This window comes from Mycobacteroides immunogenum, from assembly GCF_001605725.1.
Lineage (GTDB): Bacteria > Actinomycetota > Actinomycetes > Mycobacteriales > Mycobacteriaceae > Mycobacterium > Mycobacterium immunogenum.
Genome location: NZ_CP011530.1, coordinates 5474011 through 5496923 on the forward strand (window position 1 = coordinate 5474011; position 22913 = coordinate 5496923).

Sequence of the window (22913 nt, forward strand, 5' to 3'; positions counted from 1 at the left end):
CACCGAAGGCGCCTATACATGGGCACGAACATCGGCCATGCTCGGCGGTATGCCTGTGACGATCGAGAAGCGCGACCGGATCTGCGTGATCCAGATGAACCGTCCGGAGAAGCGCAATGCCATCAACCCAGCAATGACACTGGCGCTGGACGCGGCTCTCAATGAGTTCGAAGACGATGCCGAGATGTGGGTTGCCGTGCTGACGGGCTACCGCCAAGGCTTTTGCGCAGGAACCGATCTCGCTGAATCTTCCGGCCCACGTACCGACCGTGGTGGAGAGTATGGCGTGGTCCGGCGCGCGCGTCGCAAGCCACTGATCGCTGCTGTCGAGGGAATGGCCCTTGGCGGTGGAATGGAGATCGTGCTGGCCTGCGACCTGGTGGTGGCGTCCACGTCGGCAACCTTCGGACTCCCCGAGGCGCGCCGCGGCGTGATCGCTACGTGTGGCGGGCTGTTCCGCGCACAGCGCGCCCTACCGGTGAACATCGCACGGCAGATACTCCTCACCGGCGAGCCGATATCCGCGGACCGCGCATACCAGCTGGGGTTGGTGAACGAAGTAACCGAGGACGGTGCCGCCCTGCACGCCGCCGTCGCATTGGCTCAGCGGATAGTGCTCAATTCGCCGGTGTCCGTGCAGGAGAGCCTGCTCGCCACGAACAAGGCGTTCGACCACGCCGACGCCGCCGGCTGGCGAGACACCGAGACAGCATTCGAAGCCGTGCTGCAGTCCGCGGACATGGCAGAAGGGATCACCGCGTTCTTCGAACGCCGTCCGCCACGCTGGACAGGCAACTAGCCCGATTCCTAGTGGCCGGCGTTACGCGCCAGGTCGATCGCGTACTGATTCACGAAGGTGCCCGCCCTCGGGTCTCCCCGGTCGCATGAACCATCGGATTCACCCGGACGCTTGACCCACAGGTAGGCATCCACGTTCGGGTTGCCGGTGGCAGTGGTCGGCGGGGTGCCCAATGCGCGACCGCTCGGGTTGCACCAATAGAGCGCATCAGCGGTCGGACCGGCTCCGTTACGCGAGGTGTCGATCACGTAGTGCGCGCCGTTGGTCATGCCGGAGATCGCATCGCCGTAGCCGATCTCCTCGTCGGTGGTGAAGAAGTTCGCGGTGTTCAGGCTGAAGCCCCGCGCCTTGCTGACACCGACCTCGTTGAGCCTGGCGGCCATAGTGTCCGCACTGACCCAACGCGAATGGCCGCCGTCGATGTAGAGGGCGGTGGCCGGATTGCGGGTCAGGGTGTCCACGGCGTAGCGCATCAGATCAAAACGTTCCTGGCGCTGGCCGCCCGACAGGCAATCAGCCATGGCCAGCGCGTCGGGTTCGAGGATGACCACCGCCGGGCCGGCTCCGATGGCGGACGCCACTCCGTCAATCCACCCCTTGTACGCGTCGGCGGACCCGAACCCACCGGCGGCGAAGCTGCCGCAGTCGCGGTGCGGGATGGCGTACAACGCCAGAACCGGGGTGGCACCGGAGGCCTGTGCCGTACTGATGTATTTCGCATCCACGCTGGGCGAGGACACGTTGTCCATCCAATACGCCTGCGGCGTGTTCGCGATGGACGTCAGTTCGGGGCTGCCTGCACCCTGCGCGGCACGCATGGCCGCCGAGTTGGGGTTGACGTAAAACCCCTGACCATCCAGTGGGTTGTCGGCCTGGGCCACCGGGCCCAAAAGCACGCCAAAGAACATCGCGGCAAGGCAGGGAGCAATCCATCGCACAACAGCACCGGCAGCTGAGGAAATCACCTCAGAAAACTAGCGGCCACGCTCCATGATCGCCAGTCGCCCCCGGCGATTACCTCAGCATGGTGTGCGCGGGGTCATCCACTTCCTGCTGGTCTTCGCACGCGCCCAGCTCATTGACGAGCACACAGTTGTCTCCACCGTTCTGCTCACTGGGCGTGTCCCGCACACAGTCACCGACGGCGTTCTCCTCCTCGCACATGAGATGGCTCTGTGGCATCGCGGATGCCACCTCGGGCATGGAGACTTGGTAAGCGCCTGCAATTGCTATCGCACAGGCTCCTGCGGCGATCCCTTTGATGATGGTCACTGCGGTGCCCTCCCTTCTTTCCGTGGGCACAACCCCTGACCTTTGAGTTTACGGCCGAGCGCACGCAACGGAACACGATCTTGGTAATCCCTTCGAGGGGTACTCGTCACATCGTGGTCACCGGTTGTTGGCCAGGGCGCCAGTCCGCGACAGCGTCCCTGGACGCACTGGCGGCGCGCTAATGTGCTCAGGTCGGCAACAGCGAACATGCCGGTAGAAAAGTTGGACACATTCATGACTGCACCTGTAGACGCGTCGGCACTCGAAGCGCGAGTCGGCCACTACTACCAGATGGACGGCCCCTACCTGGTCGGCCGCGAGAAGGTGCGCGAATACGCCCGCGCCGTGCAGGACTACCACCCCTCCCACTGGGATGAGGCCGCAGCTGCCGATCTGGGCTACTCGGGTGTGGTGGCGCCGTTAACGTTCACGTCCACCCCCGCCATGGCGTGTAACCGTCGCATGTTCGAGTCGGTGGTGGTCGGATACGACACCTACCTGCAGACCGAAGAGGTCTTTGAACAGCACCGCCCGATCGTCGCCGGGGACGAACTGCACATCGACGTGGAACTGACGTCCGTGCGCCGCGTAGCGGGGCGCGACCTGATCACCGTGACCAACACCTTTACCGACACGGCCGGCGAGCGGGTGCACACCCTGCACACCACCGTCGTCGGAGTCACCGCCGATGAGATCAGCCCGGGGACGATGGCCGCTGTTCAGAAGGCGATGATGCATGACGTCGACTTCTCCGGAATCGGCGCCTCGGAAGACTCCTACGTCAAGACGGTGCGGCCCGTGACCGAGGTACGGATGGCCGGGGACACCGCCCGCCGCCCGGGGACGCCGTCGTTCGATGACGTCAAGGTCGGCGACGAATTGCCGGTGCACCACACCCGACTGTCACGAGGTGATCTGGTCAATTATGCCGGGGTGGCGGGTGACGCCAACCCCATTCACTGGGACGAGGAGATCGCCAAGCTGGCCGGGCTACCCGATGTGATCGCGCACGGAATGCTCACCATGGGGCTGGGCGCCGGGTTCTTCTCCGCGTGGTCGGGCGATCCCGGTGCGGTCACCCGCTACGCAGTGCGGCTATCCGCACCCGCGATTGTCTCGGCCGGCGAGGGCGCGGACATCGAATTCGGCGGCAAGATCAAATCGCTGGATCCGGACACCCGCTCCGGTGTCGTCGTGGTTACCGCGAAGTCCAGCGGTAAGAAGATCTTTGGGCTCGCGACGATGAGTGTGCGCTTCGGCTGAGCCGGCACCGCCGTCCTCAGCTAGCCCTCCGTGACGCGGCCGTTGTCGACGGTCCACGAACGGTCCAACCGAATGTTCTGCAGCATCCGGCGGTCGTGCGTCACCAGCAACAGCGCACCCTCATAGGTCTCCAGGGCCTGCTCAAGCTGCTCGATGGCGGGCAGGTCAAGGTGGTTTGTCGGCTCATCGAGAACCAACACATTGGTGCCACAGGCCTGCAGCAGCGCAAGGCCCGCACGTGTGCGCTCACCGGGCGACAGCTCGTCGACGGTGCGCTCCACGTGGTCTGCGCGCAGCCCGAATTTCGCCAGCAGAGTTCGCACATCGGCGGTCGACCATGACGGCACCCGCTGCTCGAAGCGATCGACCAGCTTGTCTGTGCCAGTGAAATCGGCACGCGCCTGGTCGATCTCGCCGATCGCGACATTAGCGCCCAGGCTCGCCCGGCCCTCATCGGGCTGCCGGCGGCCCAAAAGCAGCCGCAACAACGTGGACTTACCCGCCCCATTGGGACCCGTGATACCGATCCGCTCGCCCGCGTCGATTTGAAGCGACACCGGGCCAAGGACGAATTCACCTTGCCGCACAACAGCATTCTCAAGGGTGGCAACAACCGAGCTCGATCTGGGCGCGGCGCCGATGGTGAACTCGAGCACCCACTCCTTGCGGGGTTCGACGACCTCCTCAAGGCGCGCGATGCGGCTTTCCATCTGGCGCACCTTCTGCGCCTGCTTCTCACTGGACTCGGAGGCCGCGCGGCGGCGGATCTTGTCATTGTCGGGCGCCTTCCGTATCGCATTGCGGACGCCCTGGCTTGACCATTCCCGCTGAGTTCTGGCGCGTGCCACCAGATCTGCCTTCTTATCGGCGAACTCTTCGTACTGTTCGCGCCGGTGCCGCCGGGCAACCGCCCGCTCGTCCAAATAGCTCTCGTAGCCGCCCCCAAAAACGGTGGTCATGTTCTGCGCCAGGTCCAATTCGAGAACGTGTGTGACACTGCGGGCAAGGAACTCACGATCGTGACTCACCAGCACCACACCACCGCGCAGGTCCCGGACGAAGTCCTCCAGCCGCGCCAGCCCATCGAGGTCGAGATCATTGGTCGGCTCGTCCAGCAGCACGATGTCGAACCGCGACAACACCAAGGCCGCCAACCCGACACGTGCCGCCTGCCCACCCGACAGAGACGTCATCAGGGTCGTCGCCGGTTGCACTGTCGCCGGGCCAAGGCCCAGGTCGGCCAGCACCGCGGGCAACCGTTCGTCGAGATCGGCCGCACCGGAGGCAAGCCAGCGATCAAACGCGGCAGAGTATTCCTCTGCTGGATCGGCGGTGCCCTCAACGTGGTCCGCCAACGCGGAAGCCGCTGCTTCCATGGCCTGGGTCGCGGCCTCACATCCCGTGCGACGTGCGATGTAGGCGGACACGGTTTCTCCCGGTACACGCTCATGCTCCTGAGGCAGCCAACCGATGAACGCATCACTCGGCGCGACGCTGACTACTCCGGCAAGCGGTTCCAGGTCCCCGGCCAGGATCCGCAGCAGGGTGCTCTTTCCGGCGCCGTTGGCGCCCACGACTCCGACCACATCACCCGGAGCCACGGTTACGTCAAGCCCTTCGAAGAGCGTGCGGTGTGCGAAACCGCCGGCCAGATTCTTCGCGACAAGCGTTGCCGTCATCGGTTCATCGTCGCATCACCACCGTGCGGTGGAACTCACGCACGCCTGGCCTTCAGATTGTTAACATCGCGCCGTGCACGAGTCGTCGGCATCCGAACCGCACCACGGAACCTTCTTCGTATCGCGCCGCGACGCCCTCCGGTACGCCTTGGCCGCTCCCCTGCTCGCGGGCCTGCCGATTCTCACCTCGCCCCGCGCGTCGGCCGAAGGCCTGCGGTTGATCGACTTCACCGAGCGGCTGGTCACGCCAGAACAGATCAAGGCGGCCGGCTACGCGGGTGCGCTCGTCTACGTATCGGAGTTGCGGCCGGGCGCGGACTTCGACTTCAAACCGGTCACTCGTGAGTACACCGACGGGCTACGCGCGGCGGGGCTGCACATCGTCAGCTGCTACCAGTACGGCAAACCAGGTTGGCCGACACCGTCGGATTTCACCCGTGGCTACGACGGCGGGATTGCGGACGCACAGACCGCGCTGCGCCTGCATGGCGCTGCCGGCGGACCGGCTACCGCACCCATCTTCTTCAGCGTCGACGAAGATATCGACGAGAAGGCCTGGAAAACGCTGGCCGTTCAATGGTTTCGGGGCATCAACGCGGTGCTGGGCGTTCGCCGCACCGGCATCTACGGGAGCGCGCGTGCCTGTGGCTGGGCCATCGGCGACGACGTGATCGGACACTCGACGACTGCCGGATATCGGTGGGCCTGGCAGACCCGCGCATGGTCGGGGGGCGCTCGTGAGCAGGCGGCGGTGCTGTACCAAACCGCGGTCAACACCGCGTCCAATCCGGGTCCACTCATCGACGATGTCCACGTTGACGTCGATGACGTTCTGGCAACCGATTTTGGTCAGTGGTCGCTAGCCCGATAGCGCGCAATACCCGCAGATCCGGGATGCCCTGGGGTTATTGGACAATGGACCAGAAGTAGACCGCCGCAACCGGGCCAGCCGGCGCCTCACAGGAACTTCACAATTCGAAGGAAGGTTACGCTAACCTACGTTGGCTGACTTGATTTCAGAGGCACGGTCAGCGAGCACTGGAGAGGAGACGCCGGGTAGCCCGTCCGCGGTTCTGGCAATCGGTCAATGAAGACTACCGAAATTGGTTCTTGCGCAATCGATTCAATGGGCGAGGCGGGCAACGAATCATGACGGCTCCGCTGTGGATGGCAGCTCCTCCCGAAGTCCATTCGGCCCTGCTCAGCAACGGCCCCGGCCCCGGCTCACTCCTTGCCGCCGCCGATGCCTGGCGTTCCCTGAGCACCGAATATTCCTCGGCAGCAACTGAACTCACCACCACGCTCGGCGCTGTGCAGGCCGGGGTGTGGAACGGGCCCAGCGCCGAGCAGTACCAAGCAGCGCATGTGCCGTATCTGAGTTGGTTGCAGCAGACCAGCGCGGTGAGCGCCGGGGTGGCCGCACAAACCGAGACGGCGGCGACTGCCTACAGCGAGGCACTGGCCACCATGCCCACACTGGCGGAGCTTGCCGCCAACCACGCGACGCATGGCGCCCTGGTTGCCACCAATTTCTTTGGTATCAACACCATTCCGATAGCACTCAACGAAGCAGACTACATCCGGATGTGGATACAGGCCGCCACCGTGATGAGCACGTACCAGGCCGTCTCCGGGACCTCGTTGTCGTCAGCGCCACCGACGTCACCGTCCCCGACGGTGCTCTCGGCAGAGAGCGATTCCGTCGCGAGGGCAGCGGCCCAGGACGCACAAAAGCCACCACCGATCGTGCCCGATCCAAACGACCCGATTGAAATGTTGCTGAAGAATTCGCAGCACTTCCTGGGCATGTATCGCGCGCTCAAGGGACTGATCAAAGACCCGGTCGGCACCATCGTCCAGATCATCATCGACTTCGCCACCGACCCGGCGGCCGCGCTGGTTACCTGGCAACCACTGTTTTTCGTATTCGCTTATGCCGCAACATTTGCCGTGATGGGTACGCCGATCTATGCCGCAATCATGGGTCCGGCGGCGGGGATCTCGATTCCCCTTGCCATCACGCTGTCGAGCCTGGCGCAGATGCCGGAAGCTCCGCCGGAAGACGTACCCGCCGAAACTGCCCCCGTGCGCACCGAACAGCCACACGCTGTCGCGATGGGTGGTGCCCCGACAGCCTCCGCAAGCACCGCCGCCCCCACCTCGACTTCCGCGCCCGCACCGGCCCCCAGTTCCGCTCCCGCATCGCCACCACCGCCCGCCGGTGCCGAGGGCCTCGGATACGCCGTTCGGGGCGACGGTCCCGGATTCGGGTTCGGCCCGACCATGGGGCAAAGCGCCGGCGCTTCGGCCCCCGCGTCGAGCAGTGCGGTGGCTGCTACCGCCGCGCGTGCCTGCAATCCCGATATGGCCAAGCGCCGCAAGCGGCGTACCCGGACCATTGAGGATCGCGGCTACCGTCACGAATACGCCACCATGGACGACTCCACGCCGTCTCCCCCCGATGAGACGAGCTCCGTCACCACTTCCGGCACGGGTGCCGGGCGGCTCGGCTTCGCCGGAGTCCACGCGGCATCGAGAGACATCGGCGCCGCAGGCCTTTCCGCATTCGAGGGAGACATCGCCGAGACCCGGACCGCCCCGATGCTGCCGGGCACCTGGGATGTCGCCGACGACGATCGCCGAGCCTTCTAAGCAAGGCGCGTCATCAACAGGCCCGTACCTGGGGCCATACCCGCGCTCGCATACCCCCTAATATGACCGTATGGTCACATAGATACCGGGGTGACCACAGCGAGTGAAAGGGTGCCCGTGTCTGTTCGCCGTACCGTCCAAGAGATTGCCCAGCGCCGCACGCTGCTGCCCGGCCGGATCGACTCCCTGCTGTCTGGGCCGGGGCGCGATATCAGCGGGCTGACAGTGGTGATCACCGGCGCATCGGCGGGAATCGGCCGAGAGAGCGTCATACAACTGAGCGCACAAGGCGCCCGGGTCATCGGGGTGGCGCGACGTGCGGACGAACTGAAAAGCCTCGCCGCGCAGACCGGCTGTGAGTGGCGCGTGTGCGATTTGGGCGACGAGGACGAGATCGCCCGACTGCTGGAGGATCTCACGGGGCAAGAGGTGGATGTGCTGGTCAACAACGCCGGGCGCTCCATCCGCCGTCGCATTGTCGACGCGTCCGATCGGCTGCACGACTACCAGCGCACCATGGCGCTGAATTACTTCGCGGCGGTGCAGCTGAGCCTGGGTTTGTTGCCCGGAATGATCGAGCGTGGACGGGGCCAGTTTGTCAATGTCTGCACCTGGGCACTGCACGCCAATACCTTCCCGCGGTTCTCCGCCTACGCGGCCTCAAAAAGTGCGCTGGCCATCTTCGGGCGCAGCCTCAACGCCGAGCAGCCACACCCCCACGTACATGCGACCAACGTGCACTTTCCGCTGGTACGCACCGAAATGATTACTCCCACAGCCGAATATGATGATGCGGCCGCATTATCGGCACAGGAAGCCGGGCGCTGGATTGTGCGCGCGGTGACCCATCAGCCGGTGCAGGTCAATCCAGCCGTGTTGCGCGCATTGCTGCCGGCCATCGATCTGCTGTCCCCCACGGTGTCCGATACCACCATCGCGTCAATCACCTGAGGCGTATTGAATTCGCGACGAGCCAGCTCGTTCCGAGATACCCAACGCAGGTAAATCATCTCAACAGGTATGTCGGGCGGCGTCTTGCGACGCAATTATTTCGCAGCAGGTAATTGTGCGGAATAGCCATTCGGAACCATTGCTACGCAATAGATCACGCCCTGACGGCAAACTCTCCGTCATGTTCTCGACTATTTAACGCGCTATTCGGCAACTTCGCAGGCGATCAGGATGCAAGCGTGTTTCAATTGCCTCACGCGCCGCCCGAGCGAAGGGGATTTCGTGATCGTGATCCATCCCGCCCATGCGACACGGTCTCGATGATGAGCCGACGCAAGAAATCAAAAGGACGAGCCGGAAGAATCCTCGGCACGTTGTGGATGCCGTTGGTGGCAGTCATTGTGATCGTAGTTGTCGGCTTCGGCGTGAATCGGATTCGGGAGAAATCGCATGCGATCAGCCACCCTCCGGACACCCATCCGATCCCTGCCACGGTGGTTCAGATCAATCCCAAGAACGTCACCTATGAGGTTTTCGGCGATCTCGGAAATAGCGGAAAAGTGTCCTACGCCAACCTCAACAGCGAGCCGGTTCAAGTCGTGTTGACCTCACTTCCGTGGTCGGTCTCGGAGACCACGATGTCCTCGGCCGCCTCGCTGAGCCTGGTCGCACAGGTCGATGGCAATTCGCTGGGTTGCCGCATTCGGGTCAACGGAGCGGTCCGCGACGAACAGGTCGTCAATCACGCCAGTGCCGCCGTCGCATGCACGGTGACGGCAGCATGACGTCAGGTCAGCAGCCGCCACCACCGGGTGACGACGAAGACACTGGGCCGGTTCCGGTCGCGACCAGCTCGCGGGCGGTCAAGGCACCCGAGAAGCGCCCCGCCCCAGCGCGATTGCTCCGCGTGCTGGCGATCCCGGTGGTGATCTTCTGGGTCATCGCCGCGGCGATCCTCAACATTTTTGTGCCCACCCTGGAAGAAACGACAGCCGCCAACGCCAAGGCGATGATCCCCCGTGATGCGCCGTCATCGGCGGGCGCGATCACTCAAGGCCAGGACTTCAAGGAGTCCGATTACACCAGCATGGCGGTCGTTCTCCTCGAGACGAAGGATCGCAAGCTCGGCGATCAAGACCACGAGTACTACAACAAAATGGTCCAGCGTCTGCTCGAAGATAAAGAGCACGTGCAGTCGCTGATGGACCTGTGGGGTGACCCCGTCACCCGGTCGGGCCAGCAGAGCGCGGACGCGCAAGCCGCAACGCTGACGGTACGGCCCGCCGGAGACCTGGGCGATGCCGACTCGAATCGGTCCATCAAGGCCATCCGCGGCATCGTCGAAAAGCTCGACAAAGAAAGGCCCGCAGGCCTCACCGTCTACGTGAGCGGCCCGGCCCCGCTGGCCTCGGACACGCTCAATGCCGCCGACGAGAGCATGGTCACGCTGACCATCGTCACCATCGTGGTGATCATCATCATGCTGCTCATCGCCTACCGGTCATTCACCCGGGCGATCATCCCACTGGTGGGCGTGTTGATCACGCTGGCCACCGCGCGCGGTGTGGTGTCGCTGCTGGTGGAAAACCACGTCATCGGGATCTCGTCCTTCGCGATGAACATGGCTGTGTCGTTGGTTCTCGGTGTCGCAACCGATTACGGCATCTTCTATCTCGGCCGTTTTCAGGAGGCCCGCCGCGCCGGGGAGGACCGGGAGTCTGCGTATTACACCTCGGTACGCAGCGTGGCGCACGTCGTGATCGGCTCCGGTATAGCGATATCGGGAGCGTGCCTGTGCCTGAGTTTGACGACGCTGGACTACTTCCGAACTCTGGGCCCGCCGTGTTTCGTGGCGATGGTTGTGGCGGTCATCGCGGCCCTGACACTGGGCCCGGCGCTGCTCACGCTGGGCAGCAAGGTGCCCTGGCTGTCCGCACCGGCCAAGACCAGCCCGGCCTGGCGCAAGCTCGGCACCGTCATCGCCAAATGGCCTGGCGCCATGATCGCGGTTGCGGCACTGGTGATTCCGTTGTGCATCGCCAACTTGGCCAACTACACGGTCAGCTACAACGACCGCGATTACGCACCCAAGAGTGTCGAATCATCGCAGGGATACGCGGCGGCCGACCGGCATTTCCAGCCCAGTCAGCTGTCCATCGACACGTTGTATATCAAGGCCGATCACGATATGCGCAACACCACCGACATGATCAGCCTGGATCGCATTGCCAAAAACATCGTTCGCACACCGGGTATTTCGATGGTGCAGAGCATCACCCGGCCCAACGGACGCCCGCTGGAACACGCCTCACTGCCGTATGCGATGGGGTCCATGGGCACCAAGATCGGCCAGAACCTAGGGTTCTTGAAGGATCGAGTGGCCGATATCGACACCATGGCCGCCCGCATGGGCGACATGATGGAGTCGACCAAGAAAATGGCAGAGATTACCGGGCAACTTTCCGCGGGCACCCACATTTCTGTGGAAGCCTCCCGTGGCTTGAAGGCCGCGATGGACAAGACCCGCGACAACCTCTCCAACTTCGATGACTTCTTCCGGCCCATGCGCAACTACCTCTATTGGGAGCCACACTGTTTCGACATCCCCATCTGCTGGGCCCTGCGCTCGCTCAATGAGTCGATCGACAACATCGATGAAGCAACCTCGCAACTGGGGCCGATGGTCGATGGCCTGAGCATGGTCGATGCGGCCACGCCGCAGATGATCGCCCAACTCAACGCCACCGTGCAGAACATGGCGGTGATGCAGCGGCTCACACTGACCATGCAGAGCCTGTTTCATGCCACCATCGCTCAGCTCGAACCGATGATCAATCCGATGGTCGACATGAGTCAGGCCTTCGACAACGCCAAGAATGACGACTTCTTCTTCATGCCACCGGACTCGTTCAAAACCAACGACTTTCAGGTTGGCCTGAAGTTCATGATGACCCCCGACGGCAAGGGCGCCCGCATTCTGATCTATCACCAAGGCGAGGCGATGAGCCCGGAAGGTATTGATCAGATCCAGCGGGCGCAGGCCGCCGCCCACGAGGCCATCAAGGGCACCTCACTATCGAACGTCCAGCTGCTGATGGCCGGCGCCGCATCCAATTATCGTGATGTGCAGGCGTTTTCCATGAACGACATCTTGACGATGATGCTGGCCACCTTCGGGTTGGTGTTCCTGATCGTCATGGTCATCACCCGGACCCTGGCGGGTTCGGTGATCGTCCTGATCACCGTGGTGCTGTCCTTCCTGGGCTCACTCGGGCTGGCAGCATTCATCTGGGAAACCCTGATCGGCATCGAATTGCATTGGCTCACACTGCCCATCGCATTCATCGTGCTGGTCGGGGTGGGCTGCGACTACAACCTGCTGCTGCTGTCCCGATACCGCGAAGAGCTGCACGCAGGAATCCGCACCGGCCTGATCCGCACCATCGCCGGATCTGGAAACGTCGCCGTCACCGCGGCCTTCGTGCTAGCCGGCACCATGCTGGCCATGCTCTCCAGCGACGTGGTCAACATCGGCCAAGCCGGATCCACCATCTGCATCGGACTGATCTTCGACATGATGATCGTGCGACTATTCCTGGTAATGCCACTGGCCAGAATCCTAGGCCCCTGGTTCTGGTGGCCCCAGAAACTCCCCGCTCGAGAGCCTGCTCAGTTCAGAGATGTGCCAGGCGGCGAGGCGACATCGAATGACAAGGTGGGAACGCAAGCGTAATGGCGCGCATCGACACTCACCACCACTGCATCCCCGCTTTGTATCGCGACGTCCTCCGCCGGGCCGGCATCGACGAGGCCGGCGGGCGAGCCCTGCCCGATTGGAGCCCGGAAGCGTCGCTTGAAACGATGTCGGCGCTCGATGTGGCCACCGCGATACTGTCGGTGTCCACGCCGGGGACCACCTTCCTACCCAACGCCGCCGATGCGGCCGCACTGGCACGCGATCTCAACGACTACACCGCAGCCGTCGTCGCCGATCACCCCAGCCGGTTCGGCTTCTTTGCCACCGTTCCCATGCCACACGTCGACGGGGCAGTAGCCGAAAGCGTGCGCGCCCTGGACGTTCTGCATGCCGACGGTGTGGTGCTGCTGGCCAACAACGACGGCATCTACCTGGGGCAGGAAGGCCAAGAGGCCCTGTTCGCGGAGCTCGACACTCGCTCCGCGGTGGTATTCATTCACCCGGCAGATCTACCCGGACCTGCCGTCCCCGGCGTGCTGCCGTTCGCGGCCGACTTCCTCCTGGACACCACCCGTGCGGCATATCTTCTGGTACGCAACGGTATTCGCAGGCGGTATCCCAACATCAGATTCATCCTCAGTCACGCCGGCGGTTTTGTGCCATACGCCAGCCACCGCATGGCGGTTGCGATCACCAGCGATACCGGCGCGAGCCCCACCGACTGCCTCGAGGACTTCGCCAGCTTCTACTTCGATACCGCACTGTCCTCCAGCCCTGCGGCCCTGCCCTCCCTGCTGGCCTTCACCGACCCCACTCACGTGCTGTTCGGGTCGGACTGGCCGTTCGCGCCACTGCCGGCCTCACAGTTGTTCGCCGCCGGACTGGAGAGCTATCCGCTGGATGCCCCGACCCGCACTGCGATCGATCACGAGAATGCGCTCGCTTTGTTCCCGCGATTGGGCACCGCGCCTGCCGGCGTGCCGCAATCACTGGCCGGAACCATCCGGAACACGGCGCGGCGCACGGTGATGCGCGGCATCGCACGATTGATGGCGTCACGCTGACGATCCGGTGTGACTACACCTCGTCGTTGTCTGACGACAGCACCGACCCGCTCTGATCGTGATCACAGCCAACGCCCTGGTCTTCGCATTCCATGCCGGTGCCACTGCTCGGTGCCTTCGGCGCGATATTGGTTTCGTCCGAGTCGTACGGGCCGCTGATATCCGAGTCAGGGTTGTTGGGTCCAGAATCGTTACTTGCCAGCATAATTCGGTGTGGTGCTGCCGGCTGATCCATGGTTGTTCCCACGGTGGCACCCACGGTGATAAACGCGGGGACGATCATCGCCGCAAGCCAGACGCGCCTTGACGGAAGGCCCATGACCCACTCCTTTCACACGTGCCGCGCAGTCGCGGCGTTAGTGAAAAGTCTTCGGGAAGTGCGGTCTTCACACATCGCTGCTAACGGGTGGTCTGCCTTACCTGCTAGCAGGTAAAAGGTGTCGTGGTGTTCCCCACGTCTGCGCGACAATGGGCCCATGTACGTACCCAAGAACTTCGCGATGCAGGGCGAGCAGATCACCGCCGTGCTCGCCGGCATCGGCCTGGCTCACCTCGTCACGCACGACGACAGCGGCTACCTCGTGACACCGGTGCCGCTGCTGTACCGGCCCACCAGCAACACGCTGGTGGGGCATGTCTCCCGCGCCAACCCGCATTGGCACCGCACCGGCCCGTCCATCGCGATCGTGACCGGACCTCAGGGATACATCTCGCCTAGCTTCTATGCCACCAAAGCCGAATCCGGCAAGGTGGTACCCACCTGGAATTACGAGGTTCTCACCGTGCACGGGACCCTCACCGCACACGACGATCCAGACTGGGTGCGCGCGCTCGTCACCGAACTCACCGATCGACACGAACACAACCGGGACGCACCGTGGGGCATCGAGGACGCGCCCGAGTCGTTCACGGCCGCGCAGATCCGTGCCATCGTCGGGATCGAGCTGAGTATCGATCACGTGGAAGGCAAGGCGAAGATGTCGCAGAATCAGCCGGAACGCAATCGCACGGGCGTCATCGAGGGATTGCGCAGCTCCGCTGTTCCGTCGGACCAATGCGTCGCCGACCGGGTGGCCTCCCTGAACACCGCGGGATAGTCGCGCGCCTCCCCCGGCGCGGCAGTGGACTCACCCCTAGGGGACGTAAAGTGCGTGGATCGTCTCAGAACGTGCGACCATATGCCGGTGATTGAGGACCCGTCCGTGGCGCAGGCCCGGGTGCTGCTGGCGTCTCTGTATGAACACATCGACGCCCTCACCCAGTCGATGACCAAGGTTGAGCAGCGGCTTCGGCATACCCCTCAACACACCGCGTCGTGGCGTCATCTGCGCCAGCGACTGGCCGCGATGCGTAAAGAAATGCTGGAGGCACACCGGATGATCGACGGGCTACACCGCCGCTTCCCGGCTTCCCGCGACGTCATCACCTCGCCGGGCCAGCGGCGCGAGGTCTCACCCGTCTAGTGCGATCACCGGCCCTGGGCTCAGCGGACCGCCTTGATGGGGAGGACCGCCAGACCTCCAAGGACGGACAGCACCATCGACGCGATGTACAGGACGCTGAAATCACCCTGCGCGCCGTGCAACCCGAATAGCGCCGTCGCCAGGAGCGGTACCAGTAGCTGCGGCAGCAGATAGGCCATTGCCACCACTCCGAGGTCCTTGCCCGATGAATCCGTCTCGGGCAGCACCTCGGTCATCAAGGCCAGATCCACCGCGGCATAGGCACCTTGGCCTGCGCCGATGACCGCCGCGCCCAGCAAGAGCGCGTGGAAGTCCTTGAACAACAGCAGAATCACCAATCCGACCGCCGTGATCAGGCACGACGTCCACACAATGCCCTTACGCCGCCCGGTGCGGTCCGACCACCAGGCACAAACCCCTGCCGTAAGGGTGTTGGTGATCAAGAAAGATCCGATGATGACGCCGTACTTGGCGGCTGCTTCATGCTCGGAGAGCCCCAGCGTTCCCGCCACGATGTACAGCATGTAGACCGTCACCAACAGCACCGACATGGTGACGAAGAGCCGGCAGATCCATGCCCACGCGAAATCTTGGTGCTTTCTTGGGTTTATCCAGTAGCTGGACAAGATCTGTTGCCAGTTCCGGGGTGCGCGCCGCGTGCGCACCGTATCGCGCAGGATGGCGGCCGCGACACCGTTGAACACCAAGGCCAGCACCGCGGGCAGGCCGAACCACCAACGTGGATCATCGGGCAGGACGTTGATGAATACGCTGCCGATCACCGGTGCCAGGCTGGTCGAGATACCGAAGACTGCCGCGACGCGTGCCCGGATTGCGATCGAAATCTGGTCTGCCAGCAGCGCATTGAACACCACGAGGGTTGCGGCGAAACCCATCTGAGTTATGCACCAGCCAACAACGACGCCCCCGACGCTGGGAGCGGTGGCCAAGGTGATTAGGCCCACCGCCCCGATGAGGGTGCCGCCGACCAAGTACGGCCGCCGGATCCCGAACCGCGATGTCGACGTGTCGCTGAGGTGTCCCAGCGGGGGTGTGACCAGGATGATCGCGATTCCGCCGAGGGCCATGGTCAACGAGAGCGCCTGGGTTTTGTGATCCGGGTCAAGTTCCGCGAGCCGCAGCGGAATGCTCACTCCGCCGGCAGCCAACAGCGCGACCGCGGAGGCAAAGTAGGCCAGCAGAAAGACCGGCAAGAAGGCGCGCGGTTGCGCGATCCGGACGTCCGCCTCAGGGCGTATATCAGGCGTTTCCGTGGCCATACAGTCCTCTCGAAGTTTCTCCGCTAGACCACTGTAAGTGGTTACGCGCGGTAGCCGCCTGGGACGATCTCGCCCCCTGGTATCTCTCCGTACAGTCGAAGGGGTCGTCCGCACCGCGCCCCACGGCCGTGATTCGGGAGGTTCTGATGCTCGGTACGCCCCGCAGATTCGTCATCTATGGCGCAGGCGCCGTCGGCGGCGGTTTGGGTGCCCTGTTGACCAAGGCGGGCCACGAGGTGGTGTTGATCGCCCGTGGAGCCCACCTGGCTGCCCTGCGATCGGACGGTCTCCAGGTGGTTAGTCAGTCCGGCACCGAGACCGTTCCCGTTGCGGCCGTGGCCGGTCCGCACGAGGTGTCGCTCTCGGCCCACGATGTGGTGCTGTTGGCGATGAAAAGCAACGACACCGCGCTCGCGCTGAATGACCTTGCCGTCGTTGCGCACCCAGAAACTCCCATCGTCTGTGTACAGAACGGGGTGGCCAATGAACGTGCCGCGCTGCGCAGGTTCGCGAATGTGTACGGCGTCCCGACGGTCTTCCCGGCAGTGCACTTGCGTCCCGGTGTCGTCGAGTACCGATCGTGGCCCATCCCGGCGATTCTCGACGTCGGCCGCTATCCCAGCGGGGTGGACGACACCGCCGAATTTATTGCTGCGGCTATCGAATCGGCGGGGTGCGGTTCGGTGGCGCGGCCGGACATCATGCGGTGGAAGTACGCAAAACTGTTGACCAACCTAGTCAACGCCATCGACGCAGTGGCCACACCCGGACCCACCGCCACCGACCTTATGCGCCGGGCGCAGGCGGAAGGCGTGAAGGTACTCACCGGCGCCGGGATCGAATTCGCGTCGGCTGACGAGGAACAGCTCCGGTTCGGGGAACTGCGGGCCAGCACGGCACAGGTGCTCGGCGCCGGTATCGGCGGCAGCTCATCATGGCAAAGCCTGGCCCGGGGCACCGGCCGAATCGAATCGGACTACCTCAATGGTGAAATCGCGTTGATAGCACGATTGAACGGCATATCCGCGCCGGTCAACGAGTTCGTGCGCCGCCTCGCCAACGGATTCGTCCGCGATGGACGGGCGCCCAGCTCCATGTCAGAGGCCGAGCTGCGCGCAGCGGTGGACGCAGAGCTAACTCGATAGGCACTCGCCGTGCACAAGGACTCGTCGCCACGGATACTCGACGTATGACTGAGGTTACGGATCTTGCACCGATAGGCGCCGTCACCCGGACACAGGTGGGGCGGGAGGCCACCGAACCGATGCGTGAGGACATCCGTTTGCTCGGCGCGATCCTGGGCGACACGGTGCGCGAGCAGTGCGGCGACGAAGTCTTTGACCTGGTCGAGCGGGCGCGGGTGGAGTCATTCCGGGTGCGCCGCTCGGAGATCGACCGGGCAGAACTGGCACAGCTGTTCCATGGTGTCGACATCCATCAGGCAATCCCCGTGATTCGGGCCTTCACCCATTTCGCGTTGTTGGCCAACGTCGCCGAGGACATTCACCGGGAGCGCCGGCGTGTCATCCACGTCGCGGCGGGCGCACCCCCACAGGACAGCAGTCTCGCCGCCACATATCTCAAACTAGATGCCGCGCAAATAGATTCGAACCGTGTCGCGCACGCATTGGCGGGCGCGCTGGTATCACCCGTGATCACCGCACACCCCACCGAGACCCGCCGGCGCACCGTGTTCGAGACCCAACATCGCATCACCGAGCTCATGCGGCTTCGTATGCACGGGTTATCGCAGACCGAAGCCGGCCGCGATATCGACAGTGAGTTGCAGCGGCACATCCTCACGCTGTGGCAAACGGCACTGATCCGGTTGTCCCGGTTGAAGATTCAAGACGAGATTGCGGTGGGACTGCGGTACTACCCAGCGGCCTTCTTCGACGTGATACCCGAGATCAATGCCGAGGTCCGCACCGCGTTGCGCCGCCGCTGGCCGGATGCTCATCTGCTCAGCCAGCCAATTCTGCGCCCCGGCTCCTGGATCGGTGGCGACCGCGATGGAAATCCGAACGTCACCGCCGAGGTGGTGCATCTCGCGACCAGCAGCGCCGCGCTGACCGCGGTCACCCACTATTTCGAACAATTGGTGGCACTGGAGCAAGAGCTGTCCCTTTCGATTCGGCTCGTCACCGTGTCCCCCGACCTGATCGCGCTGGCCGAGCTGTGTGGAGAGGCCGACCGCGCCGACGAGCCCTATCGCCGGGCCGTGCGGGTCATCCATGCGCGCCTCACCGCGACCGCCGCGCAAATCCTCGACCACATGCCAGAGCACGATCTGGATCTGGGCCTGGCACCATACGGCACTCCGGACGAATTTCTGGCGGACCTCGACGTCGTGGACGCCTCCTTGCGTGCGCACGGCAGCGTCGTGCTGGCCGACGATCGTCTGTACAGACTGCGGGAAGCTGTGCGGGTCTTCGGTTTCCACCTCAGCGGCCTGGATATGCGGCAGAACTCGGACATTCATGAAGAGGTGGTGTCCGAACTACTCGCGTGGGCCGGCGTGCATCCCGACTATCGATCGCTGCCCGAGCACGAGCGCGTCGAGGTGCTGGTCACCGAACTACGCACTCGCCGTCCCTTGATCGGCGATGGCGCGGAGCTTTCCGAGCTCGCCCGCAAGGAACTCGACATCGTCACGGCTGCCGCGCGGGCCGTACGGGTTTACGGTCCCGAGGCGGTGCCCAACTACATCATCTCGATGTGCCAATCGGTTTCGGACATGTTGGAGGCGGCAATTCTCCTCAAGGAGGCAGGCCTGCTGGACGCCTCCCGCCCGCGACCATTCTGTCCGGTGGGCATAGTGCCGCTGTTCGAAACAATTGACGACCTGCAACGTGGTTCCGCGATTCTCGAAGCAGCACTGGAAATTCCGCTGTACCGAGCCTTGGTGACAGCCCGCGGCGAGAGCCAAGAGGTCATGCTGGGGTACTCCGATTCCAACAAGGACGGGGGCTACCTGGCCGCCAACTGGGCCCTGTACCGCGCCGAACTGGACCTGGTGGAGTCCGCGCGCAAGACCGGAATCCGACTGCGCCTCTTCCACGGTCGTGGTGGCACCGTGGGCCGCGGCGGTGGTCCGAGTTATGACGCCATCTTGGCGCAACCACCGGGAGCGGTGTCCGGATCGCTTCGCATCACCGAACAGGGCGAGGTGATCGCCGCCAAGTACGCCGAACCACGCACTGCCCATCGCAACCTCGAGACGCTGTTGGCCGCGACCTTGGAATCAACACTGCTCGATGTCGAAGGATTGGGAGCGGCGGCCGACACCGCCTACGAGATACTCGATGACCTCGCCGCGCGCGCCCAGCGCACCTATCGCGAGCTGGTGCACGAAACACCGGGCTTTGTGGACTATTTCAAGGCATCGACGCCGGTCAACGAGATCGGCGCGCTGAACATCGGCAGTCGGCCCACATCCAGGAAGCCCACCACATCGATCGCCGATCTCCGCGCCATCCCGTGGGTTTTAGCGTGGAGTCAATCGCGGGTGATGTTGCCCGGCTGGTACGGCACCGGCACGGCTATTGAACAGTGGATCGCCGAAGGTGATGGGCGACTTGAGGTATTGCAGCAGCTCTACCGTCAGTGGCCGTTCTTTCAGACGGTGCTGTCCAATATGGCGCAGGTACTGGCCAAGTCCGATATGGGGTTGGCCGCCCGCTACGCCGAACTTGTCGAGGACGAGACGCTGCGGCACCGGGTCTTCGACAAGATCGTGGCCGAACACGACAAGACCATCGCCATGCATCAATTGATCACCGGACACGAGGACCTGCTGGCCGACAACCCGGCACTGGCACGTTCGGTGTTCAACCGCTTTCCCTATCTGGAACCGCTCAACCACCTACAAGTTGAGCTGCTGCGTCGGTACCGCTCCGGCGACCAGGACGAACTCGTGCAACGCGGCATCCTGCTCACGATGAGTGGTCTGGCCACCGCGCTGCGCAACAGCGGGTAAGTCCCCCGGTCAACGCCACCGAAGTCATGCACCACGGCGCGCTGCCGCCGCGGCGCTGAACGCGACAATGGCCTCCAGGTCACGCCCACAATCGACGATGAGCAGGATGAGAAGTGACGCCCTACTCGGCGCCGCGACCGCGGGCTCGCCCATCCGTCCAACGGCCCGGGCGGTCGCAGCCGTCGCGGCCGAGGTGTCCCCGGATACCAGCAGCGACAAACCGTCGGCCAGATCGCGGATCGCCGCGGACAGCCCGTCGGGCAGGGTCTCCCCGGCTTCTAGTGCGGCCTCGGCGGTGCGGGCCAGGTTGAGCACAGCGCTGGTAAGCAGCGCGATCTGCGTGGCCTCGCGCTCCAGACTCTCCACCGCCGGACGCAGCGCCCGTCTGCGCGGGGCCACCCGTATCACCTGACCCGCGGTGGCCCGTGCCTGCGCGACGGTGGCCAGATCCTGATTGAGGCGCTCGGCCTCGACCCCGATCCAATCGGCACCGCCGGACTCACCGCCGCCGTCTTCGATGTGGCCTGCCAGCCGGATGAGCGTGTCCGCCGTGGCCGCAAGCGTGGAGCGCAGGGCCGTGCGTAGCAAGGCCACCGGGTCGGCGGGAAACAGCAAGAGGCTGACCACGATCGCGATGCCGCCGCCGACCAGTGCGTCGAACAGGCGCTCGGCACCCGTCCCTCCATGCGGCAGCGTGATGATCAGAATAGCCGAGACCGCGGTCTGATTGGAGAACATCAGGCCCTGCGCAATGAATCCCCGGGCCAGCACCGCCGCCATACACAGCGCGACGAACATAGCGCACGACACCGCGAGCGCGTTGGTACCCAACAGCCCCTGCACCGCAACGCCGATACCGATCCCCAAACTGACTCCGAAGATCATCTGCAGAGCCCGCTGGGAACGCAGCACGGTGCTCGCGCTCAGACAGACCGCAACGGCAATGGGCGCAAAGAACGGCTGTGGGTGTCCCAGCAGATCATGGGCGACAAACCAGGCCAGGCCGGCCGAAACCGAGGCTTGTGCGAATGCCGCGGCATGACCGCGCACGCGCCGTACCGCCTTGCTCATTGCCGAGCCGATCCGTGCGACCACAGTCCGATGACTCCTACAGCTCCCACACCGTCAGCCGTACAGTACGTCGCTACTCAACCGTGCTGCCGCATGTGCGCTTAGCTGGGGCGGATGTCGAACGTTCATTTACTCCTGTCCGGGCGCCAGATGGGTAAGCCGCGTCGCCATGGCCTCCACGGACTGAGCCAGATCCAGGTAGGGGATCTCCGGGTCGTACTCGTGGTAAACCGCCGTGACGATAATCGGCAGAGTCACCGCCGCTTCGGGATAGTCGCTGATGTTCATCCGTGCCACTGCCTCATCCACCGGCACACCAAGGTCGTAGAGCCGCGTGGCGTCCGTGTGCAATGCGGACCAGAATCCGATACCACGATCGATGGCCGCATTGATCTCACCGCCGACAAGCACCGGCCCATGCCCGGCCACTACTTTCTGGGCTCCGAACGCACGGATGCGCTCAAGTGCCGCAATCCAGTTCGGAATAGAACCCGACCAGACGACCGCAACGAGATCCCGCGTCAGCAGATCTCCCGCGTACAGGACACCGAGCTCGGGCAGATAGGCGATCGCGTCACCCACCGTGTGCGCCGGACCGAGCTCATGTAGTTCCACATCCAGGTTGCCCACCCGCACGGCCTTTTCGCCGGAGAACGTCACGTCGGCGGGGCGTACCCGCACCTCACCGAAATTGAACGGACGCGCCAAGGGCGCCAATGCATGCAGGGCGCCACCGGGTTTGGTATCTGCACCGAGCAGCTTCGCCGTAAGATCCGCATGTTCCTGGACCATCAGGGCGCTCGCGGCCTCGGTGGTGATGATCTCGGTGTCGGCGGGAAAAACCTGATTGCCGAAAAAGTGATCGCCGTCGGTATGGGTGTTGAACACATGCCGCACCGGCGCGGCCGCGGTCAGCTCGTCCATTTCCGCCTGCATGGCGCGCGCATGCCGCACGTCGTAGAGCGTGTCGATTACCAGCGACTCGCCAGCGCTGACCACCAGGCCCGCATTGGCGAGGCCAAACCCGGTGTCGCCGGACAGGAACACATACGCCCCGCCACCGAGCTCAAAGAGTCCCTCCTGGAAGGGGATCGCGTCTGACATCATCAGTCCTTTGTTTGTTCCGCGTGCAACTTGGCGGTGGCTCCGGCCAGAATGCTCGGACCATCCACGGCATCGGTCTCAGGGACCACGCCCAGCGTCTTGATGAACATCGCCGTCATCACGTAATGACCTGTCAGCAGGGTGATCTCGGCGATCTCGTTATCGGAGAAGAATTCCTGCATACCCGTGGTGTCGGCGCCCGCTCCCTTGATCCGGGTAAGCAGGTCGTCGACGAAGGCGATGAGCGCATCGATACGCCGGTCGCCAAACACGGCAGCTCCCGACAAGACGGCGTTGATCACCGAGCCTGGTACACCCACTGTTCGCGCCTCGGGCACGTGATGATGGATTTCGTACTGCGCGTTGGTCACCGCACCGACCCGCAGAATCACCAGTTCCCGAACTTCGGGCGATAACGCACCCGCACGGAAGGAAAGCCCTAGCCCCAGATAAGGCTTTCCACTGGCCTTGGTCATGACCAGGCCCCGGGAGAGATTGGCCGGAAACAAGTCATAGACCTCGCGTTGCGCGGGATCGAGGTCTGCCACATTCGGCAGCGAAATAGCCATGGTTCTACCCACCTCACAGTCACATCGAGAGGTCACTCGTGAACGCGACCATAAGGAACGCTCCGTTCCC

At 63.9% G+C, this 22913-nt stretch carries 20 protein-coding genes; 12 read left to right on the plus strand and 8 right to left on the minus strand.

Annotated features, from left to right (window positions below; genetic code table 11):
• Window positions 1-49: 49 nt before the first annotated feature.
• Window positions 50-799 (plus strand): enoyl-CoA hydratase-related protein, encoded by a 750-nt coding sequence (locus ABG82_RS26920; RefSeq protein WP_043078380.1) that lies wholly within the window; start codon window positions 50-52, stop codon window positions 797-799.
• Between the two features lie 8 nt (window positions 800-807).
• Here the strand turns inward: ABG82_RS26920 and ABG82_RS26925 are convergent, their stop codons facing one another.
• Window positions 808-1707 (minus strand): glycoside hydrolase family 6 protein, encoded by a 900-nt coding sequence (locus ABG82_RS26925; RefSeq protein WP_043078273.1) that lies wholly within the window; start codon window positions 1705-1707, stop codon window positions 808-810.
• 106 nt (window positions 1708-1813) lie between these two features.
• Complete coding sequence (locus ABG82_RS28065) at window positions 1814-2002, minus strand: hypothetical protein (protein ID WP_054173127.1); 189 nt, start codon at window positions 2000-2002, stop codon at window positions 1814-1816.
• A gap of 303 nt (window positions 2003-2305) precedes the next feature.
• Here ABG82_RS28065 and ABG82_RS26935 point away from each other — a divergent pair, with 303 nt between their 5' ends.
• Window positions 2306-3334, plus strand: a complete 1029-nt coding sequence (locus tag ABG82_RS26935; protein ID WP_043078379.1) for a fused (3R)-hydroxyacyl-ACP dehydratase subunits HadA/HadB — start codon at window positions 2306-2308, stop codon at window positions 3332-3334.
• Between the two features lie 20 nt (window positions 3335-3354).
• Here ABG82_RS26935 and ABG82_RS26940 read toward each other — a convergent pair whose 3' ends face one another.
• A complete protein-coding gene (locus ABG82_RS26940) occupies window positions 3355-5013 on the minus strand; it encodes an ABC-F family ATP-binding cassette domain-containing protein (RefSeq protein WP_043078271.1) in 1659 nt (552 codons plus the stop codon).
• Window positions 5014-5086: 73 nt separating this feature from the next.
• On the opposite strand from ABG82_RS26940, the gene ABG82_RS26945 reads away from it, so the two are divergent.
• From ABG82_RS26945 to ABG82_RS26970, 6 genes are all read left to right on the plus strand, one after another.
• Window positions 5087-5884, plus strand: coding sequence for a DUF1906 domain-containing protein (locus ABG82_RS26945; RefSeq protein ID WP_043078270.1), 798 nt, complete (start codon window positions 5087-5089; stop codon window positions 5882-5884).
• Between the two features lie 278 nt (window positions 5885-6162).
• Window positions 6163-7665, plus strand: a complete 1503-nt coding sequence (locus tag ABG82_RS26950) for a PPE domain-containing protein (RefSeq protein WP_043078269.1) — start codon at window positions 6163-6165, stop codon at window positions 7663-7665.
• A 117-nt stretch (window positions 7666-7782) separates the two neighbouring features.
• Window positions 7783-8616 (plus strand): SDR family NAD(P)-dependent oxidoreductase, encoded by an 834-nt coding sequence (locus ABG82_RS26955; RefSeq protein ID WP_043078378.1) that lies wholly within the window; start codon window positions 7783-7785, stop codon window positions 8614-8616.
• Between the two features lie 323 nt (window positions 8617-8939).
• On the plus strand, window positions 8940-9401 hold the full coding sequence (locus ABG82_RS26960; RefSeq protein WP_043078268.1) for an MmpS family transport accessory protein: 462 nt from the start codon (window positions 8940-8942) through the stop codon (window positions 9399-9401).
• Window positions 9398-12349, plus strand: a complete 2952-nt coding sequence (locus ABG82_RS26965; protein WP_054173128.1) for an MMPL/RND family transporter — start codon at window positions 9398-9400, stop codon at window positions 12347-12349. Before ABG82_RS26960 ends, ABG82_RS26965 begins: the two co-directional genes overlap by 4 nt.
• A complete protein-coding gene (locus ABG82_RS26970) occupies window positions 12349-13377 on the plus strand; it encodes an amidohydrolase family protein (RefSeq protein WP_043078226.1) in 1029 nt (342 codons plus the stop codon). Before ABG82_RS26965 ends, ABG82_RS26970 begins: the two co-directional genes overlap by 1 nt.
• A 13-nt stretch (window positions 13378-13390) precedes the next feature.
• On the opposite strand, the gene ABG82_RS26975 is transcribed toward ABG82_RS26970, so the two are convergent.
• Complete coding sequence (locus tag ABG82_RS26975; RefSeq protein ID WP_043078225.1) at window positions 13391-13696, minus strand: hypothetical protein; 306 nt, start codon at window positions 13694-13696, stop codon at window positions 13391-13393.
• Between the two features lie 157 nt (window positions 13697-13853).
• Here ABG82_RS26975 and ABG82_RS26980 point away from each other — a divergent pair, with 157 nt between their 5' ends.
• Both ABG82_RS26980 and ABG82_RS26985 read left to right on the plus strand, forming a co-directional pair.
• On the plus strand, window positions 13854-14474 hold the full coding sequence (locus tag ABG82_RS26980) for an FMN-binding negative transcriptional regulator (RefSeq protein ID WP_043078224.1): 621 nt from the start codon (window positions 13854-13856) through the stop codon (window positions 14472-14474).
• A gap of 87 nt (window positions 14475-14561) precedes the next feature.
• Complete coding sequence (locus ABG82_RS26985) at window positions 14562-14840, plus strand: hypothetical protein (RefSeq protein ID WP_234708034.1); 279 nt, start codon at window positions 14562-14564, stop codon at window positions 14838-14840.
• A gap of 20 nt (window positions 14841-14860) precedes the next feature.
• Here the strand turns inward: ABG82_RS26985 and ABG82_RS26990 are convergent, their stop codons facing one another.
• On the minus strand, window positions 14861-16120 hold the full coding sequence (locus tag ABG82_RS26990) for an MFS transporter (protein ID WP_043078223.1): 1260 nt from the start codon (window positions 16118-16120) through the stop codon (window positions 14861-14863).
• A 146-nt stretch (window positions 16121-16266) separates the two neighbouring features.
• Between ABG82_RS26990 and ABG82_RS26995 the strand changes: the two genes are divergently transcribed.
• Window positions 16267-17265 (plus strand): ketopantoate reductase family protein, encoded by a 999-nt coding sequence (locus ABG82_RS26995; RefSeq protein WP_043078265.1) that lies wholly within the window; start codon window positions 16267-16269, stop codon window positions 17263-17265.
• Between the two features lie 44 nt (window positions 17266-17309).
• A complete protein-coding gene (ppc, locus tag ABG82_RS27000) occupies window positions 17310-20099 on the plus strand; it encodes a phosphoenolpyruvate carboxylase (protein WP_043078222.1) in 2790 nt (929 codons plus the stop codon).
• Between the two features lie 24 nt (window positions 20100-20123).
• On the opposite strand, the gene ABG82_RS27005 is transcribed toward ppc, so the two are convergent.
• From ABG82_RS27005 to ABG82_RS27015, 3 genes are all read right to left on the minus strand, one after another.
• Complete coding sequence (locus ABG82_RS27005) at window positions 20124-21194, minus strand: FUSC family protein (RefSeq protein WP_054173129.1); 1071 nt, start codon at window positions 21192-21194, stop codon at window positions 20124-20126.
• Window positions 21195-21299: 105 nt separating this feature from the next.
• Window positions 21300-22274, minus strand: coding sequence for an MBL fold metallo-hydrolase (locus tag ABG82_RS27010; protein WP_043078220.1), 975 nt, complete (start codon window positions 22272-22274; stop codon window positions 21300-21302).
• A 2-nt stretch (window positions 22275-22276) separates the two neighbouring features.
• Window positions 22277-22843, minus strand: coding sequence for a carboxymuconolactone decarboxylase family protein (locus ABG82_RS27015; RefSeq protein WP_043078219.1), 567 nt, complete (start codon window positions 22841-22843; stop codon window positions 22277-22279).
• Window positions 22844-22913: the final 70 nt, after the last annotated feature.